The sequence below is a fragment of the Undibacterium sp. YM2 genome (assembly GCF_009937975.1).
In the GTDB taxonomy this organism is placed as follows: Bacteria; Pseudomonadota; Gammaproteobacteria; order Burkholderiales; family Burkholderiaceae_D; genus Undibacterium.
In genome coordinates, this window is sequence record NZ_AP018441.1 from 5,999,837 (window position 1) to 6,016,442 (window position 16,606).

Below are 16,606 nucleotides of genomic sequence, written 5' to 3' on the forward strand. Positions count from 1 at the left end.
CATCGCCAACTCATTGCACATGATACGAAAGAAAACTTATTACCTGGCCGCATTGTTATTGCCCATAGTGCTGACCTTACTCAGTGTCGCATGTGCACAATTCGGCGTGTTGCGCGAATTATCGCGCTTTCTGCTTGGGTCTCTGTTCATTGGTGGCATACCGTATTTACTGACGCTGCTGGTGTTCAGCATTGCTTTTTTTCGCCTGAATGAAAACAAGTTTGTTTTCTACTGCCATTTTGCGCCGTTCGTCATGGCGCTGGCATTTGGTGTTAGTGCTGCGGCCATTATGATGATTAACGAGAGGCGCATCTATATCGCTGACCTGTTCTATCTGTTTATGATAGGCGGCTTATACAGCCTGCTGGTAAGGTATTTCTATGTATTGATGGCGGCGATCATTTGCAAACTGCTCAAGTCGATAAAATTGATCTACGTGGAGTAACACCGGGCTTTTTATGAATAATCACCTTACCCTGAACATGACTGATTTTTTTACTCCACATCGAATAATGAGTGTCCGCAAATGGATAGCTGCTTTTGCCCTGGTGGCGGCCTTGCCTGCTTGTGCTACGGCTGACGACAAGATTATTACGATTACTACCCATACCAATTTAGTCGCTGACAGTGCCAAGGGGGTGGAATTCTCCGCTGCATCGAAAGCATTGAATGTGCTGATCAAGGAGCGCAAATTTGAAGAAGCGGACAGAAAAGCAAAAGAAAATTGCCGGTCTTATGAATCCATCTTTGACAACAGCAAAAAGCAATTCTCTTTCCAGACGACTCAAGAATTTGAGGAATTCAGCAAATCCAGCAAGCTGAATTTTGAATGGATAGAATGGGGTTATAAAAACTGCCTGCAAGTCCAGGCCTTTGTTGCGGTTGAAAGAAGGGATTTGCAACAGGCCTTGTCCATGCTCAGGAAATTGGAATATCTGGCCCCGGTTTCTGCCGGCACTTCGGTAGAAATTGGCTATGTCTTGAACCAGCTGGCCAAACCCACAGAAGCCTTGCAAACCTATCGTCATGCGCATGAATTGAGCAAACAATATTCCTCACAACGCCCTTACCTGGCGATGTCCCTGCGCGGCATAGGATTTTCTTTGATAGAGCTTAAGCAGCTCGATGAGGCAGAAAAAGCTTTTCAGGAATCCTTGCAGATCGAACCTGAGAATAAACTGGCGCAAAACGAACTTGCCTACATACAGCAATTGCGCTCAGCAAAGTAAACTCATGCACGGTAAAGATGTTCTATCTTGATGCACCTGTCCATCACTACTCTGATGCCTGCTGCTTCTGCGATGGCGGCAGCTTCTGTATTTACGATGCCTGATTGCATCCATAGATAAGGCACAGCTATTTGTATCGCTTCTTTGACGATGGGCGGAATATCAGCCGCATTGCGAAAGCAATCGACGATATCGATACGGTGTTCTGCCGCAGCAGTAATCAGATCAGGATAGCAATGCTCGCCCAGTATGATGTTTCCTGCCTCACGCGGATTGACCGGGATAATGCGATAGCCATGCGCCTGCATATAGGCGGACACTCCGTAACTGGGACGTGAGGTTTTTGAGGACAGGCCGACGACGGCAATGGTTTTGCTCTTGCTTAATATGCTGGTGATCAAGTCAGTTTGATTTGTGCTCATGCAATCCTGCTTTCATTTCTGAGACTATGCGTGTATTTATTATTGACCATTATTGACACTCATATTGAGTAATTGCTAATGTCGTGTTTTGCTAATTTACAACAGTTTTAATCATGTCAGGCAGTTCAATCTCATTTTCAAGTAAGAACCGCAGCAACATGAGCATACAGTGTTGACGACGCCATCTGCTATCTGTGGCCTGACTCTGCTGCTGCTCGCGCCTGGCACTATGGCCGTTACTATGGCTGCGTCCATGGCTGGCGAAGCTCAGCTGGATCAAACTATACCGCAACAAGTCATCGTGACTGGTGGGCAAAATGAGATGAATGCCAGGCGTGACTCTACGGCAGGCAAGATTACAATTGGCCGCAAGCGCATAGAAGAAAGTGGCGTCGAGAAGGTCGCGGATTTGCTTGCACGCGAGCCGGGCCTGCCCAGCACTTTGGGTGCGCTTGGCAGCCCGACTTATACACAGTTTCTGATCGATGGTTTGCCCCCTGCCAAAAATCAGAATCTCGCAGACATGGATTTGCAGCTGGTTGAGAAAATTGAAATCATCAAAACCACAGTCGCTGAATTTGGCCCGTATGGCATTGCTGGCACCATCAATATCATCACCCGCAAAATCATAGCTGAACAAAAAAAGACGGACGTCAGGGTCGCGTACAACACCAGTGCCGGTCAACCTGGTATCAATCTTTCTTCGTCTTTGAGCCACGGAAAAGAAGAAGACGTGCTGAGCATGAATATGCAACTGTCTTCATCTTACAAAACCATGGAGAACAATAGCAGCCTGAACCAGACTACCAGTCCATCGGGGAGTGGCATAGCCCAGCAATTGCTGGGGCAGGCTAGTACAAGTAACCGCTTTATGACGCTGGCGGCATCAGGCAATATGATCTGGCGACCCGACCAGCCTCACCAGCTTATCTTCTCGCCAGTCATTAATACCAGCACCAGCGTTTGGGCAAATAGTAATATCCGTCAATGGGATGATGGCAGCAGCCTGGAGATGAATGAGCATTTTTACGGGAATACGGAACAACTTAGTCTGCCGCTAAGCTGGACTATTCGCCTTGATGAACAAAGCCAGCTAATGCTATCAACGCGTATCTACCGTGTCCGCGGTCGTATGGAAACCATCTGGAATGAATACCGCAGCAGCCTGGGAAACAGCCTGCGTCGCACTTCTGCTGATAACTCAAGTAATTCAGTTACATTCAAGCTGGACTATAAAACCGTACTGGCAGATGCACATGAAATCAAGACTGGCATGCATTTGACGCGTAGTAGTGACAGCGTGGATGAAAAACACTGGCTCAACGGCAATCCTGACATGGCTCTTGATGAATTCAATGCGCCCTATAGTCTCGTAGAAACTAAGCTCCGCTGGTTCTGGCAAGATGACTGGCGCCTTGGCGATAGCCTGTCCTTGAATCTTGGTATATCCGGAGAGCAGACTACACTGGATCTGCAAGAGCGACATTATCAGCCCCATGCACTTTATCGCGTGCTGTCGCCATCCATGCATGTGCTAAAGAAGCTGAACACTGAAGGTACGCAAAGAGTGCGCTTTAGCCTGGCGCGCTCGTTTAATGCACCGCGCTCAGGTGATTTGATGCAGCGCCCGGTAATTAATACGCTGGCTCCATGCCTGGCGAATGGCGTATGCATTGCAAATGGCATAGAAACAGCAGACAGTTCTGGAAATCTGGATTTGCAGCCTGAGCGTTCCCAGGGTCTGAATGTCACTTACGAATATGATCTGTCTGCGAATAGTCTCTTGTCCCTAGGTTTATACACCAGGGATATCGATAAAAAGCGCGGCTCGGAAATACGCCTGGAGAATGTGGCCTGGTCAAATCAGGCGCGTTATGTATATCGTCCAGTAAATTTTGGCGATGCCAGTGTGCAGGGCATAGACATGGAATTGCAACTAGCTTTGCGCGATCTGAATGTACAAGCACCGGACGCCAGTTTGCGCGCAGGCTTTGGTCTGGCACGCTCCAGGGTAAATATACACTCAGGGCTGGGCATGCTGACGGACAACCAGACGCCGTGGAATGCCAAACTCGGCGCGAGTTATACTGCCAGAATCTGGCCTTTAAAACTGGATATCGATGCCAACTGGATGCCCGGAAACTGGGTGCGCATCAATGCACAGCAGCGCTCTTTCTCACCCCGGCAATTTAGTCTGAATGCAGGAGCTGTATGGAAATTCAGCCCTGATACCAGCCTGACGATTAATTTGGAAAATATCCTGGCAGACAGCAGGACTAGCGTGACTGAATATTCTAGTGGCTATGGTGTCGTACGACAGCAGAGCCTGAACAAATCACATACCCGTTTGAGTATGCGCTTGAATTTCAAACTCTGAAGGCCTGGCACTATATAGAAGAATTGGATGAACAAGTATCATCTCGGTCTCATATTGCCTTCCATCTCACAGCTGTTAGCTTGATGGACATAGCGTCAGCTCAGCTACTTATGGTGAAGCCGAACACCAAAAGCAAAAGGCAGCCAAGGCTGCCTTTTGCTTTTATGCTTGCTTACTACGCAGCGGAATGAACCACTAACGTATTAACGCTTTTGACGCAATTTTTGTATCGCTGCCAATTGGGCGATCGCTGAAGCCAATTCTGCCTGTGCTTGCGCATAGTCAATTTTGGAATCACGATTAACCAAAGCTTGTTCTGCCAGTTTCTTGGCTTCATTGGCTTTGGCTTCGTCCAGGTCGTGACCGCGAATCGCGGTATCGGCCAAAACTGTCACTGCATTCGGTTGCACTTCAAGTAGGCCACCGGCAACGAATACGAATTCGTCTTCCGCTTTGCCTGGAACCTTGATGCGCACCGCACCCGGCTTGATGCGGGTAATCAGTGGTGTATGTTTCGGATAGATACCCAATTCACCAGCCTCACCCGGCAACGCGACGAATTCGGCTTCACCGGAGAAGATCAACTCTTCTGCGGAAACCACGTCAACGTGAATAGTGTGTGCCATGTTGGACCCTTATTATTCGCTCAAAAAAGCTATGGTGCAGTCAATGATTCAACTGCACCGCCAGTGCGCTTGATTAATTAAGCAGCAGCCAGTTTTTTCGCTTTTTCGATTGCTTCATCGATAGTACCTACCATGTAGAACGCTTGTTCTGGCAGGTGATCGAGTTCGCCGGAAGCGATCATTTTGAAACCACGGATCGTTTCTTTCAAGGAAACGTATTTACCTGGTGAACCGGTAAATACTTCAGCAACGTGGAAAGGCTGAGACAAGAAACGCTGCATCTTACGTGCACGTGCGACCAGCAATTTGTCTTCAGGAGCCAATTCATCCATACCCAGAATCGCGATAATGTCACGCAATTCTTTGTAGCGCTGCAAAGTACCTTGAACAGCGCGGGCTGTTTCATAGTGCTCTACACCAACCACTTGTGGGTCCAGCTGACGGGATGTTGAATCCAGTGGATCAACCGCAGGGTAGATACCCAGGGAAGCGATGTCACGGGACAGAACAACGGTGGAATCCAAGTGAGCAAATGTGGTTGCTGGAGATGGATCGGTCAAGTCATCCGCTGGAACATACACGGCCTGGATCGACGTAATGGAACCAGTTTTGGTGGAGGTAATACGCTCTTGCAGACGGCCCATTTCTTCAGCCAGCGTAGGTTGATAACCCACGGCGGAAGGCATACGACCCAGCAAAGCGGATACTTCAGTACCGGCCAGTGTGTAACGGTAGATGTTATCCACAAAGAACAGAACGTCTTTGCCTTCGTCACGGAAACCTTCAGCGATAGTCAGACCTGTCAGAGCAACGCGCAGACGGTTACCTGGTGGTTCATTCATCTGACCGTACACCATCGCAACTTTGGAGTTTTCTGGATTTTCCAGATCAACCACTTTTGCGTCAGCCATTTCGTGGTAGAAGTCATTACCCTCACGAGTACGCTCACCCACACCGGCAAACACGGACAAACCGCTGTGTGCCTTGGCGATGTTGTTGATCAGTTCCATCATGTTCACGGTCTTGCCCACACCCGCACCACCGAACAGACCGACCTTACCACCTTTAGCGAATGGGCAAACCAGATCAATAACCTTGATACCGGTTTCCAGCAATTCCTGGGATGGGGACAGTTCGTCGTAGGCAGGGGCTTTACGGTGGATGGATGCTGTCTGCTCGTGGCTGACAGGACCGCATTCATCGATAGGGTTACCCAGTACGTCCATGATGCGGCCCAGCGTTGCTTTGCCGGTTGGTACCATGATAGGGTTGCCAGTGTTGCTGATAGTCATGCCACGACGCAGACCGTCAGAAGTACCCAGAGCAATGGTACGGACGATGCCGTCACCCAATTGCTGCTGAACTTCCAGAGTCAGCTCGGAGCCTTCCATTTTCAAGGCATCGTAAACCTTAGGCATCGCATTGCGTGGAAATTCAACGTCCACAACAGCGCCGATACACTGAACGATTTTGCCATTAGCCATGTTCGTTCCTTCAATAATTTTAAATTCAGTTTAGACCGCTGCCGCGCCGGCGACGATCTCGGAGAGCTCTTTGGTAATGGCAGCCTGACGGGTCTTGTTATAAACCAGTTTCAGTTCGCCAATCACGTTACCTGCGTTATCTGTTGCCGCTTTCATCGCCACCATACGGGCCGATTGTTCAGAAGCCATGTTTTCCGCTACCGCCTGGAAAATCAGTGCTTCTACATAGCGTATCAACAGTTCATCAATGACCGTTGCTGCATCTGGCTCATACAGATAATCCCAGGAATGGGCATTTTTATCTGTCGCCAGTTTGTCAGCTGTCAGGGGCAACAACTGCTCCATCACCGGCTCTTGCTTCATGGTGTTGATGAACTTGGTATAACTCAGGTAAACCGCGTCCAGCTTGCCTTCCTGATACGCATCCAGCAAAACTTTGACTGGACCTATCAGTTTGTCGAGGTGAGGAGTATCGCCCAATTGTGTAACATGGGAAACCACTTGCGCACCTACGCGATTCAGGAAGCCGAGACCTTTATTACCAATTGCGACCGCTTCTATCTTTGAACCCTTGCCTTCGAGTTCACGCATTTTGCTGGTGACCAAACGCAACACGTTAGTGTTGAGACCACCACACAAACCTTTATCTGTCGTTACAACGATCACACCAATTTTCTTGGACTGATCCTGTTGCACCATAAAAGGATGCGTGTACTCTGGGTTGGCCTGTGACAAGTTAGCAGTGATCGTACGAATTTTTTCACTGTAGGGACGAGCCGCACGCATCCGGTCTTGCGCCTTGCGCATTTTGGATGCGGCGACCATTTCCATCGCCTTAGTGATCTTCTTCGTATTTTCTACGCTTTTGATCTTGCCACGTATCTCTTTGCCTGCAGCCATGAGTATTGACTCCTTCTAGCTACAGTAAATTAATAGGCGCCGGATTTTTTGAAATCAGCAATTGCGGCAGCCATGGCAGCTTCGCCATCTTTGTCCAGTTGCTTGGTTTCTTCGATCTTCTGCAGCAATGCTGCATGGCTCGTTTTCATGAAATTGTGCACGCCTGCTTCGAATGCCAGCACTTGCTTGACCGGTACATCATCCAGGAAGCCTTTGTTCACGGAGAACAGAGTAACGGCCATCAGGGAGATAGACAGTGGAGCATATTGAGCTTGCTTCAACAATTCAGTCACGCGGGCACCACGATCGAGCTGCTTGCGTGTTACTTCATCGAGGTCAGAAGCGAACTGGGCAAACGCTGCCAATTCACGGTACTGTGCCAAGTCATTACGGATACCGCCGGACAGGTTTTTGATAACCTTGGTCTGAGCAGCACCACCAACGCGGGAAACCGAGATACCAGCGTTAATCGCTGGACGGATACCTGCATTGAACAAGGATGTTTCCAGGAAGATCTGACCGTCAGTAATCGAAATTACGTTGGTAGGAACGAAAGCGGAAACGTCACCAGCCTGGGTTTCAATGATAGGCAATGCTGTCAAAGAACCTGTTTTACCTTTAACTTCACCTTTGGTGAAAGCTTCAACGTAGTCTGGATTAACGCGTGCTGCACGTTCCAGCAAACGGCTGTGCAAATAGAATACGTCACCTGGGTAAGCTTCGCGGCCTGGTGGGCGGCGCAGCAGCAGGGAAACCTGACGGTAAGCAACAGCTTGTTTGGACAGATCATCATAAATGATCAATGCATCTTGACCGCGGTCACGGAAGTATTCACCCATCGCGCAACCAGAGTAGGCGGATACGTATTGCATCGCTGCAGATTCAGCAGCAGTAGCAGCAACAACGATGGTGTATTCCATGGCGCCGTGGGCTTCGAGAGCGCGCACAACGTTTTTAACGGAAGAAGCTTTTTGACCAATCGCAACATAGATACATGTCACGTTTTGACCTTTTTGATTGATCACGGCATCGATCGCAACAGCTGTTTTACCAGTTTGACGATCACCAATGATCAATTCACGCTGACCACGGCCAACCGGTACCATGGAGTCGATAGACTTCAGGCCAGTTTGCATAGGTTCAGAAACGGATTGACGTGCAATAACGCCAGGCGCAATCTTTTCGATAGGCGCGGACAGTTTTGCATTGATAGGACCTTTGCCGTCGATAGGCTGACCCAGCGCGTTAACGACACGACCGCGCAGTTCAGGACCGATAGGCACTTCCAGAATACGGCCGGTACATTTAACTGTATCGCCTTCGGAGATGTGTTCGTAGTCACCCAGGATAACGGCACCAACGGAATCACGTTCCAGGTTCAGCGCCAGACCAAATGTGTTGCCTGGGAATTCCAGCATCTCACCTTGCATCGCGTCAGACAGACCGTGAATGCGGCAGATACCGTCGGTAACGGAGATAACCGTACCTTGATTGCGAATCTCAGCTGTGTCGCCAAGGCCTTGAATCCGGCTCTTGATCAGCTCGCTGATTTCAGATGGGTTGAGTTGCATACTAACTCCTAATATTTATTACGTTCTTACGCGGTCAGGGCGACGTGCATTTTCTGCAGCTTCGCGCGTACCGACGTGTCGAGCACCTGATCACCAACCACGATGCGTACACCACCGATCAAAGAGGAATCCACTTTGACTGTAGGGTGCAACTTGCGGCCAAATTTCTTTTCCAATGTCACTGCCAGTTCGCTCAACTGGGCTGCCGACATTTCAAATGCGCTAGTCACTTCAGCATCTGCAGCGCCTTCGAGGGCGTTTTTCAGAGCATGAAACTGGAAAGCGATTTCCGGCAGCAAAGTCAGGCGGTCATAGTCAGCAAGTGTGTTGATGAAGTTTTTCGCTTCAGCAGTCACTGGAGATTTGATCGCAGACAAGAAAATCTCAGCTTTTTGATCAGCCGAGACTTTGGGGTTGTGTGCAAGAGCTTGTACATCGGGATGCGCACCTACCTGTGCCATCTCGGTAACCAGTTCCGACCAGGCGGACAGGTTACCGGTTTGGGCAACACGAAACAGCGCTTCTGCGTAAGGACGAGCGATCGTTGCGAGTTCGGCCATGATTACAGCTCGGTTTTCAATTGGTTCAACAGATCAGCGTGAGCAGATGCGTTGACTTCACGTTTCAGAATTTGTTCTGCACCTTTGACTGCCAGAGTGGCAACCTGGTCGCGCAATTCTTCGCGTGCTTTAGTCACTTGATTATTCGCATCAGCTTGCGCAGCGGCGATAATACGGGCAGCTTCAGCAGCAGCAGTGTTGCGGGCTTCTTCGATGATCAGGGCAGCGCGTTTTTCTGCGTTGATGATATGTGTTTTGCCTTCTTCACCAGCTTTTGCCAATTCAGCTTGTATACGCTTTTCAGCGGCAACCATTTCTGCCTTGCCTTTGTCAGCTGCAGCCAAACCATCTGCAATGCGCTTCATGCGCTCATCGATCGCACCAATCACTGGTGGCCAGATGAATTTTGCAGTAAACAAGGCCAGGATGATAAACACCCCTGCCTGGTACCACATGGATAGATTCAGATTCACTTTAGTTTCCTTATCAAATTAATCGTTCCGCAGGCACTTGGCCTGCGGTAGAAAAAGGAAAGCTATTAGCCTTTGAATGGGTTTGCAGTTGCGAAGAACATGGCGATACCAACACCGATAATGAACGCAGCATCGATCAGACCAGCCAGCAACAACATTTTACCTTGCAGTTTTTCCATCAATTCTGGTTGACGTGCAGACGCTTCCAGATATTTACCACCCATCATAGCGATACCGATACAAGCACCCAAAGCGCCCAAACCGATGATCAAACCACAAGCCAATGCAACGAAAGCGACGTTAGTCATGAGAAAACTCCTAGAAAGTTAAAATTAAAATACCAAAACCAAAAAACCAAAACCCAAAAAACTAAAACTTCAAAACTTAATTAATGCGCTTCGTGAGCCTGACCCATGTACACCAGAGTCAACATCATGAAAATAAAGGCTTGCAGAGGTACGATCAGGATGTGGAAGATGGACCACGCAGAGCCCAGTACCAGATGACCAATACCGCCAAACAGGGAGCCAGATGCACCCAGCAAAGCTGCAATCAACAGGAACAACAATTCGCCGGCAAACATGTTACCGAACAACCGCATACCGAGCGAGAAGGTTTTCGCTGCGTATTCAACCACGTTCAACATGAAATTGAACGGGAACATCATTGGGCCAAACGGTGCGCTGAACAATTCCTTGATGAAGCCGCCCACGCCTTTGATCTTGAAGCTGTAATACATCATCAGACCGAAGATACCGATGGAGATACCCAGAGTACCGTTCAAGTCAGCAGTAGGGACGACACGGTGTGGCATTTCATGATCCAGGCCCAGGACTGGGAACAACCATTGGGAGAACAGGTCAACTGGCAGGAAATCCAGGGAGTTCATCAGCAATACCCAGACAAATACGGACAGGGCCATAGGAGCGATGAAGCTGGTGTTGCCGTGAACGATGCTTTTTGCATTGTTATCGACCATTTCTATGAGCATTTCAACTGCGCACTGGAAACGGCCTGGTACGCCAGAAGTTGCCTTGCGTGCTGCCATATACATAATGATGGAACCCAGCAAGCCGCAAACAACGGCCCAGATTACCGTATCAATATTGACATACGACATATCCCACAAGGAGGTTTGTGCATGGTGGCCATGGTTAGTCAGATGCCCAAGGTGATGGGATATATATTCTGACGGAGTGACTTGTTCAGCTGAGCTCATGATCAGTGCCTAAAGAGTAAAATGAAATAACTTTTCAGTACGACGATGAAGGCGATCAAAAAGGCCGGCCAGTTGACATCGGGGTACCAGAAGACAACCGCTGCCATCAGCGCGACTGTCGATATAACCTTGAAAAATTCACCGATGAAAAAACTCATCGGATTTGCTCCTCCAGGCCTCCGGGCGCTCATAGTCAGGCGCAACGCGAACAAGGCATTTGGGATCGCACAGGATAATCCCCCGAACAGGGCAGACAATCCGTAAGAAATATTGCCGAAAATTCCAGCAAGCAGGCCCGCTACCAGCGCTGCCACCAGTTGCAGCAGTATGATGCGTGCCATGCTTCCCTCATTTATCCAGGACTTGCGCAAAATAGCAGCAGTGTATGAGCTCTTTGGTAGCCCCGTTGTCCAGTTTTGCACTGTGTTCGCTACGGGGCTTTGCTAACCTATCTTGCGTAAGTCCTACAATTTTATAAATATGACTGTTGAATTTGACTGGCTTGCCACGATATAACCGGGCAGCGCAAATCCTCGCCGATCAAAACCACGGAATTATACGTGGTAGTGCGTTATAACGTCAAACGTTTGATGCATATCGCCAACCGTTTGGTGCATCGCATAAAAATGCGCTATTTTGGTGCTTTTTTAATATTGTACTGTTTTTGCAATTAATCCGCTGAGCCAGTCCTGGCCTTGCTTCCAGCTGCCCAGGCCAGATTCGCCATTGATATGGCCTTTCGCACCAACCAGGTGCATTTCTGCCCCCAACTTTTTGCCCAGTCTTGCGCAAGTGATAAATCACACCAGGGATCATCACTGGATGCAACTACGGCGACTGGAAAAGAAAAACGGATTAATGGCATGGGCGCAAAGCTGGGGGCAGGGAAATCAGTACGGCCTACATCGGGCGGCGCCACCAGGAATGCTGCCCGGACCTTGCTTTTATCCACAACGTCCGGCATGCCGGACGCCAGCCACCAGGCAGTCAGCGCACAACCCATGCTGTGCGCTACCAGCACCACTTCGTCATCAACCGCATTAATGGCAGCTGACAAAGTGGCAAGCCACACATCCTTGACCGGATGATCCCAGTCTTGCTGCTCTACTCTTTTTATATCCGGTAATTCGGCTTCCCAGCGTGTTTGCCAGTGGCCGGGGCCTGAGTTATATAAGCCGGGTAAAGTCAGTATCTGCATGGCTGCTTCTATATTTATTGTCCACGTATTTTCAGGATAATGCCATCGAGGCTATCGAGATCGGCAAAATCGATCAGCATCTGTCCCCTGCCCTTGCTGCCTAATTTAAGGGCAACCTGGGTCGCCAGCAAATCGGATAACTCTTCTTCAAGACGGGTGATGTCCCGGGATTTTTCTGCCTTGTCGCGTGGCTTGCCATTCGCGCTCATCTCAGCCGTGGTCTTGGCGACCAGTTTTTCTGCTTCACGGACAGACATGCGTTTGGCGACGATCTGGTTGGCCAGTTGTATCTGGGTGGCGGCATCGGTCACCAGCAGCGAACGGGCATGGCCCATGTCGATGTCACCGGCCATCAGCATGGTTTGTACCGGCTTGGCCAGATTCAACAAGCGCAGCAGGTTGGATACAGCACTGCGTGAGCGCCCTACTGCATTAGCTGCCTGCTCATGGGTAAACGAGAAATCCGTGATCAGCCTGTGTATGCCCTGGGCTTCTTCCAGGGGATTCAGGTCTTCACGCTGCATGTTCTCGATGAGGGCCATGGCGGCAGCGGCCTGGTCATCGACATCCTTGACCAGTACCGGCACTTCATCCATGCCTGCCATTTGCGAGGCACGGAAACGGCGTTCACCGGCAATGATTTCGTAGCGTGTTACGCCATTGTTTTGTCCTATCGGGCGAACCAGGATGGGTTGCATCAAACCCTGGGCCTTGATGGAGGCAGCCAGCTCAGCCAGTGCGCCCTCGTCCATGCGGGTACGGGGTTGGTACTTACCAGCTTGCATTTGTGCAACGTTGAGGCTGGTAGGGGCACCAGTGACGGTAGGTACGGCTTCGGCAAAGTCGGCGGCACCGCCGAGCAAGGCGTCCAGGCCACGGCCCAGACCTTTTTGTTTTTTGATCGACATACTTATTTTTCCAGTTGTTTAATTCTTTCCACCATCTCTGCACCAAAGGCGATATAGGCTTGCGCCCCTTTGGATGCAGGATCAAACACCACGCCGGGGATGCCGTAAGATGGTGCTTCTGCCAGACGGACATTGCGCGGGATCAGTGTCTTGAAGACCTTGTCGCCAAAATGCTGTTCGAGCTGGTCAGAGACTTGTTGCGACAGCGTCATGCGCGGATCAAACATCACGCGCAGCAGACCAACTATCTTCAAATCAGGGTTCAGGTTGGCCGAGACTTTCTTGATGGTATTGGCCAAGTCGGACAAACCTTCCAGCGCATAGTATTCACACTGCATGGGGATGATCACGCCATGAGCGGCACACAAGCCATTCAGAGTCAGCAGCGACAAGGCTGGCGGACAATCGATGAGGATAAAGTCATAGTCAGCATCGACCTTGGCCAGGGCTTCACGCAGGCGTTTGTCACGATTCTCCAGCGAGACCATTTCCACCTCAGCACCGGCCAGCTCGCGATTGGCGGGCAAGACATCAAAACGGCCAGATTCAGAGCGTTGTTTGGCTGTTGTCACATCTGACATACCGAGCAAGACTTCATAGATGGAAGCAGTCAGCTTGGCCTTGTTGATACCTGCCCCCATGGTGGCATTACCCTGGGGGTCGAGATCAACCAGTAAGACGCGTTGATCGAGTTTCGCCAGGCCTGCGGCGAGATTGACGGTAGTTGTGGTTTTGCCCACGCCACCTTTTTGATTTGCTACACAAAAGATTTTTGCCATAGAGGTTTCCGTGTGATCAGGCCTGGGTTTTCTTGATAAAGACGAGGTGACGTTCTGCCTGCAAGCCAGGCACCGTCAAGGCTTGCAACTTATCCACATGCCAGCCAGCGGGCAGGCTGTCTATTTCCTGCTTCGGTTCCACGCCTTTCATGGCGATGAACTGGCCACCTTCGGCCAGCAGATGACCAGACCAATTGACGAAATTGGCCAGCTCAGAAAATGCGCGTGAAGTGATGACGTCAAATGCTTCCTTTACCTGCAGGGCTTCTACCCTGCCGGTATGGACGGTGACATTCTTCAAACCCAGCTCGGTCTTGGCCTGGGTCAAAAAGGCAGTCTTTTTACTGACCGTATCTATCATGGACACTTTGGCCTGTGGATAAGTAATGGCCAGCATCATACCGGGCAAACCGCCACCGGCACCCACATCCAGTATATTTTTTGCATCCTTGAATGCCGGGGCGGCAGACAGCGAATCCAGCAAATGCTGCCTGACCATTTCTTTTGGGTCACGGATAGCCGTCAGGTTATAAACAGAGTTCCATTTTGACAATAATGACAAATAAGCAATCATGTTATCAATTTGATCATTATTTAAATCCAGTGCCAACTCCTCAACACCGCTCTGTAACATCGATCTTAACTGTGCTTGTTCCACGTGAATCATACGGCGCTGCCCTCGATTAACTTCTTGTTTTTCATTTCAGTTTTATTCTTCGTTTTAATTTCTTGTGCTTGCAGGCATGCTCATACCAAAGCGGTTGTAAAAACACGCCTGCAATCTGATGTTCCACGTGAATCAATCTGCCGGGGTTTCAGTAAGCGTCTCAGCCACTGCATCTGCATTCGCCATGAACTCTTTAAAACCGCGCTTCTTCAGATGCACCAAAAGCAGAGAAATCGCTGCAGGCGTCACGCCGGAAATACGACCACACTGACCCAGGCTTTCAGGCTGATGCTTGTTCAGCTTTTGCCTGACTTCAATCGAAAGCCCATTGACTTCCATATAGTCAAAACCAACCGGCATTTTGAGATTTTCAAAATGCGCATGGCGCTCAACCTCCTTCGCTTGCCTGTCGATATAACCGGCATACTTGACCTGTATCTCAACCTGCTCGCGCACATGGGGATCAAGCACACCTGGCCCGGCCAGTTCCTGGCCTTCCACACCTTGCAAACTCATAAGGCTTTCATAAGTCACTTGTGGGCGACGCAATAAATCAGCCAGGGAATACTCGCGCTCCAAAGCCTTGCCAACGACACGCTCAGCTTCCACATCTGCGAGAATGCGCGGGTTGACCCAGGTCGAGCGCAGTCTTTCCATTTCACGTGAAACACTTTCACGCTTTTCTTCAAACTGCTGCCACTGCGCATCGCTGACGCAACCAAGCTGACGACCTATCTCGGTCAGGCGCATATCGGCATTATCTTCACGCAAGCTCAGGCGGAATTCAGCACGGCTGGTGAACATGCGGTATGGTTCTTGCACACCCTTGGTAATCAGGTCATCCACCAGCACACCCAGATAAGCCTCATCACGGCGTGGTATCCAAGCGTCTTTGCCCTGAGTTTGCAACGCCGCATTCAAGCCTGCCAACATGCCCTGGGCTGCAGCTTCTTCGTAGCCTGTCGTGCCGTTGATCTGACCGGCAAAGAACAGGCCTTCGATCTGGCGGGTTTCCAATGAGGACTTCAAACCACGCGGATCAAAATAATCATATTCAATCGCATAGCCAGGGCGCAGGATGTAGGCGTTTTCCATACCGCGCATGGAACGTACCAGGTCCAGCTGTACATCAAATGGCAGGCTGGTAGAGATACCGTTAGGGTAAAACTCATTCGTCGTCAGGCCTTCAGGCTCCAGGAAAATCTGGTGCGACTCTTTGCTGGCGAAGCGGTGTATTTTGTCTTCTATCGATGGGCAATAGCGTGGCCCCACCCCTTCAATGACACCTGTATACATGGGGCTGCGGTCCAGACCAGCCCGGATAATGTCATGGGTTTTTTCATTGGTATGAGTGATCCAGCATGGCAACTGCCTTGGATGCATGCTGGTGTTACCCATGTACGAGAACACTGGCACAGGATCGAGATCACCCGGCTGCTCTTGCATCAGTGAAAAATCGATGCTGCGACCATCTATACGTGGCGGCGTACCTGTCTTCAAACGCCCTTGTGGCAGCGCCAATTCTTTCAAACGGGCAGACAAAGATATTGCTGGTGGGTCACCGGCACGGCCTGCGGAGTAGTTATTCAAGCCCACATGTATCTTCCCATCAAGGAAAGTACCTGCCGTCAACACGACTGCGCGGGCGCGGAACCTGATGCCAACCTGAGTTACGGCACCGACAACACGATTACCTTCGACCAGCAAATCATCGACTGCCTGCTGGAACAACCACAGATTTGGCTGATTTTCCAGACGACTACGGATAGCCTGCTTGTACAAGATACGGTCAGCCTGGGCACGAGTGGCACGCACAGCAGGACCCTTGGATGAGTTCAGGATACGGAATTGTATGCCTGCCTCATCAGTGGCAATCGCCATGGCACCGCCCATGGCATCGACCTCTTTAACCAGATGACCCTTGCCTATCCCACCTATGGATGGGTTGCAAGACATCTGACCCAGGGTCTCGATATTATGGGTTAACAATAGTGTGGACTGCCCCATACGGGCAGCGGCAAGTGCAGCTTCGGTACCGGCGTGACCGCCGCCGACGACGATGACATCGAATTCTTTAGGATAAAACATGGTGGATTTCTGAGAAACTTGGGACGGGAGGCACGATTATAGTTTGTTTTGCGCGTAAACTTTTAGAGAGCTAAAGATTCTCTTTTTATTTAGAACTATGTTTCA

General features: G+C 50.1%; 17 protein-coding genes and 1 pseudogene. 3 read left to right on the plus strand and 15 right to left on the minus strand.

The annotated features are described in order from the left end of the window. Positions 1-19: 19 nt before the first annotated feature. The gene (locus tag UNDYM_RS27585) at positions 20-445 is read left to right on the plus strand and encodes a hypothetical protein (RefSeq protein ID WP_162044009.1); all 426 of its coding nucleotides are present in this window, start codon (positions 20-22) and stop codon (positions 443-445) included. Positions 446-512: 67 nt separating this feature from the next. Next, positions 513-1,229 carry a tetratricopeptide repeat protein gene (locus UNDYM_RS27590; RefSeq protein ID WP_162044010.1) on the plus strand — a complete coding sequence of 239 codons (717 nt, stop codon included), beginning with the start codon at positions 513-515 and terminating at the stop codon, positions 1,227-1,229. A gap of 2 nt (positions 1,230-1,231) precedes the next feature. Here UNDYM_RS27590 and UNDYM_RS27595 read toward each other — a convergent pair whose 3' ends face one another. After that, positions 1,232-1,651, minus strand: coding sequence for a CoA-binding protein (locus UNDYM_RS27595; protein WP_162044011.1), 420 nt, complete (start codon positions 1,649-1,651; stop codon positions 1,232-1,234). A 169-nt stretch (positions 1,652-1,820) separates the two neighbouring features. Here UNDYM_RS27595 and UNDYM_RS27600 point away from each other — a divergent pair, with 169 nt between their 5' ends. Then, entirely contained in the window at positions 1,821-4,028 is a 2,208-nt protein-coding gene (locus UNDYM_RS27600) for a TonB-dependent siderophore receptor (protein WP_162044012.1), read from the plus strand. A 203-nt stretch (positions 4,029-4,231) separates the two neighbouring features. On the opposite strand, the gene UNDYM_RS27605 is transcribed toward UNDYM_RS27600, so the two are convergent. From UNDYM_RS27605 to mnmG, 14 genes and pseudogenes are all read right to left on the minus strand, one after another. After that, positions 4,232-4,654 carry a F0F1 ATP synthase subunit epsilon gene (locus UNDYM_RS27605; RefSeq protein ID WP_162044013.1) on the minus strand — a complete coding sequence of 141 codons (423 nt, stop codon included), beginning with the start codon at positions 4,652-4,654 and terminating at the stop codon, positions 4,232-4,234. 77 nt (positions 4,655-4,731) lie between these two features. After that, complete coding sequence (atpD, locus tag UNDYM_RS27610) at positions 4,732-6,138, minus strand: F0F1 ATP synthase subunit beta (RefSeq protein ID WP_162044014.1); 1,407 nt, start codon at positions 6,136-6,138, stop codon at positions 4,732-4,734. Between the two features lie 30 nt (positions 6,139-6,168). After that, positions 6,169-7,038, minus strand: coding sequence for a F0F1 ATP synthase subunit gamma (atpG, locus tag UNDYM_RS27615; protein WP_162044015.1), 870 nt, complete (start codon positions 7,036-7,038; stop codon positions 6,169-6,171). A gap of 29 nt (positions 7,039-7,067) precedes the next feature. Next, positions 7,068-8,609 carry a F0F1 ATP synthase subunit alpha gene (gene atpA, locus UNDYM_RS27620; RefSeq protein WP_162044016.1) on the minus strand — a complete coding sequence of 514 codons (1,542 nt, stop codon included), beginning with the start codon at positions 8,607-8,609 and terminating at the stop codon, positions 7,068-7,070. 26 nt (positions 8,610-8,635) lie between these two features. Continuing rightward, on the minus strand, positions 8,636-9,169 hold the full coding sequence (locus UNDYM_RS27625; protein ID WP_162044017.1) for a F0F1 ATP synthase subunit delta: 534 nt from the start codon (positions 9,167-9,169) through the stop codon (positions 8,636-8,638). Between the two features lie 2 nt (positions 9,170-9,171). Beyond that, positions 9,172-9,642: a F0F1 ATP synthase subunit B gene (locus tag UNDYM_RS27630; protein ID WP_162044018.1), complete on the minus strand. Its 471-nt coding sequence runs from the start codon at positions 9,640-9,642 to the stop codon at positions 9,172-9,174. A 65-nt stretch (positions 9,643-9,707) separates the two neighbouring features. Continuing rightward, positions 9,708-9,950 carry a F0F1 ATP synthase subunit C gene (gene atpE, locus UNDYM_RS27635; RefSeq protein ID WP_110254369.1) on the minus strand — a complete coding sequence of 81 codons (243 nt, stop codon included), beginning with the start codon at positions 9,948-9,950 and terminating at the stop codon, positions 9,708-9,710. 80 nt (positions 9,951-10,030) lie between these two features. Then, the gene (gene atpB / locus UNDYM_RS27640) at positions 10,031-10,861 is read right to left on the minus strand and encodes a F0F1 ATP synthase subunit A (protein WP_162044019.1); all 831 of its coding nucleotides are present in this window, start codon (positions 10,859-10,861) and stop codon (positions 10,031-10,033) included. Between the two features lie 2 nt (positions 10,862-10,863). Then, complete coding sequence (locus UNDYM_RS27645) at positions 10,864-11,202, minus strand: ATP synthase subunit I (RefSeq protein WP_162044020.1); 339 nt, start codon at positions 11,200-11,202, stop codon at positions 10,864-10,866. Positions 11,203-11,508: 306 nt separating this feature from the next. Next, positions 11,509-12,059 (minus strand): annotated as a pseudogene (locus UNDYM_RS27650) (RBBP9/YdeN family alpha/beta hydrolase). Positions 12,060-12,073: 14 nt separating this feature from the next. Beyond that, on the minus strand, positions 12,074-12,967 hold the full coding sequence (locus tag UNDYM_RS27655) for a ParB/RepB/Spo0J family partition protein (protein WP_174244971.1): 894 nt from the start codon (positions 12,965-12,967) through the stop codon (positions 12,074-12,076). 2 nt (positions 12,968-12,969) lie between these two features. Continuing rightward, entirely contained in the window at positions 12,970-13,746 is a 777-nt protein-coding gene (locus UNDYM_RS27660; protein WP_162044021.1) for a ParA family protein, read from the minus strand. A gap of 16 nt (positions 13,747-13,762) precedes the next feature. Continuing rightward, positions 13,763-14,380 carry a 16S rRNA (guanine(527)-N(7))-methyltransferase RsmG gene (rsmG, locus tag UNDYM_RS27665; RefSeq protein WP_232063620.1) on the minus strand — a complete coding sequence of 206 codons (618 nt, stop codon included), beginning with the start codon at positions 14,378-14,380 and terminating at the stop codon, positions 13,763-13,765. Positions 14,381-14,545: 165 nt separating this feature from the next. Further along, positions 14,546-16,501 carry a tRNA uridine-5-carboxymethylaminomethyl(34) synthesis enzyme MnmG gene (gene mnmG, locus UNDYM_RS27670; RefSeq protein ID WP_162044023.1) on the minus strand — a complete coding sequence of 652 codons (1,956 nt, stop codon included), beginning with the start codon at positions 16,499-16,501 and terminating at the stop codon, positions 14,546-14,548. Positions 16,502-16,606: the final 105 nt, after the last annotated feature.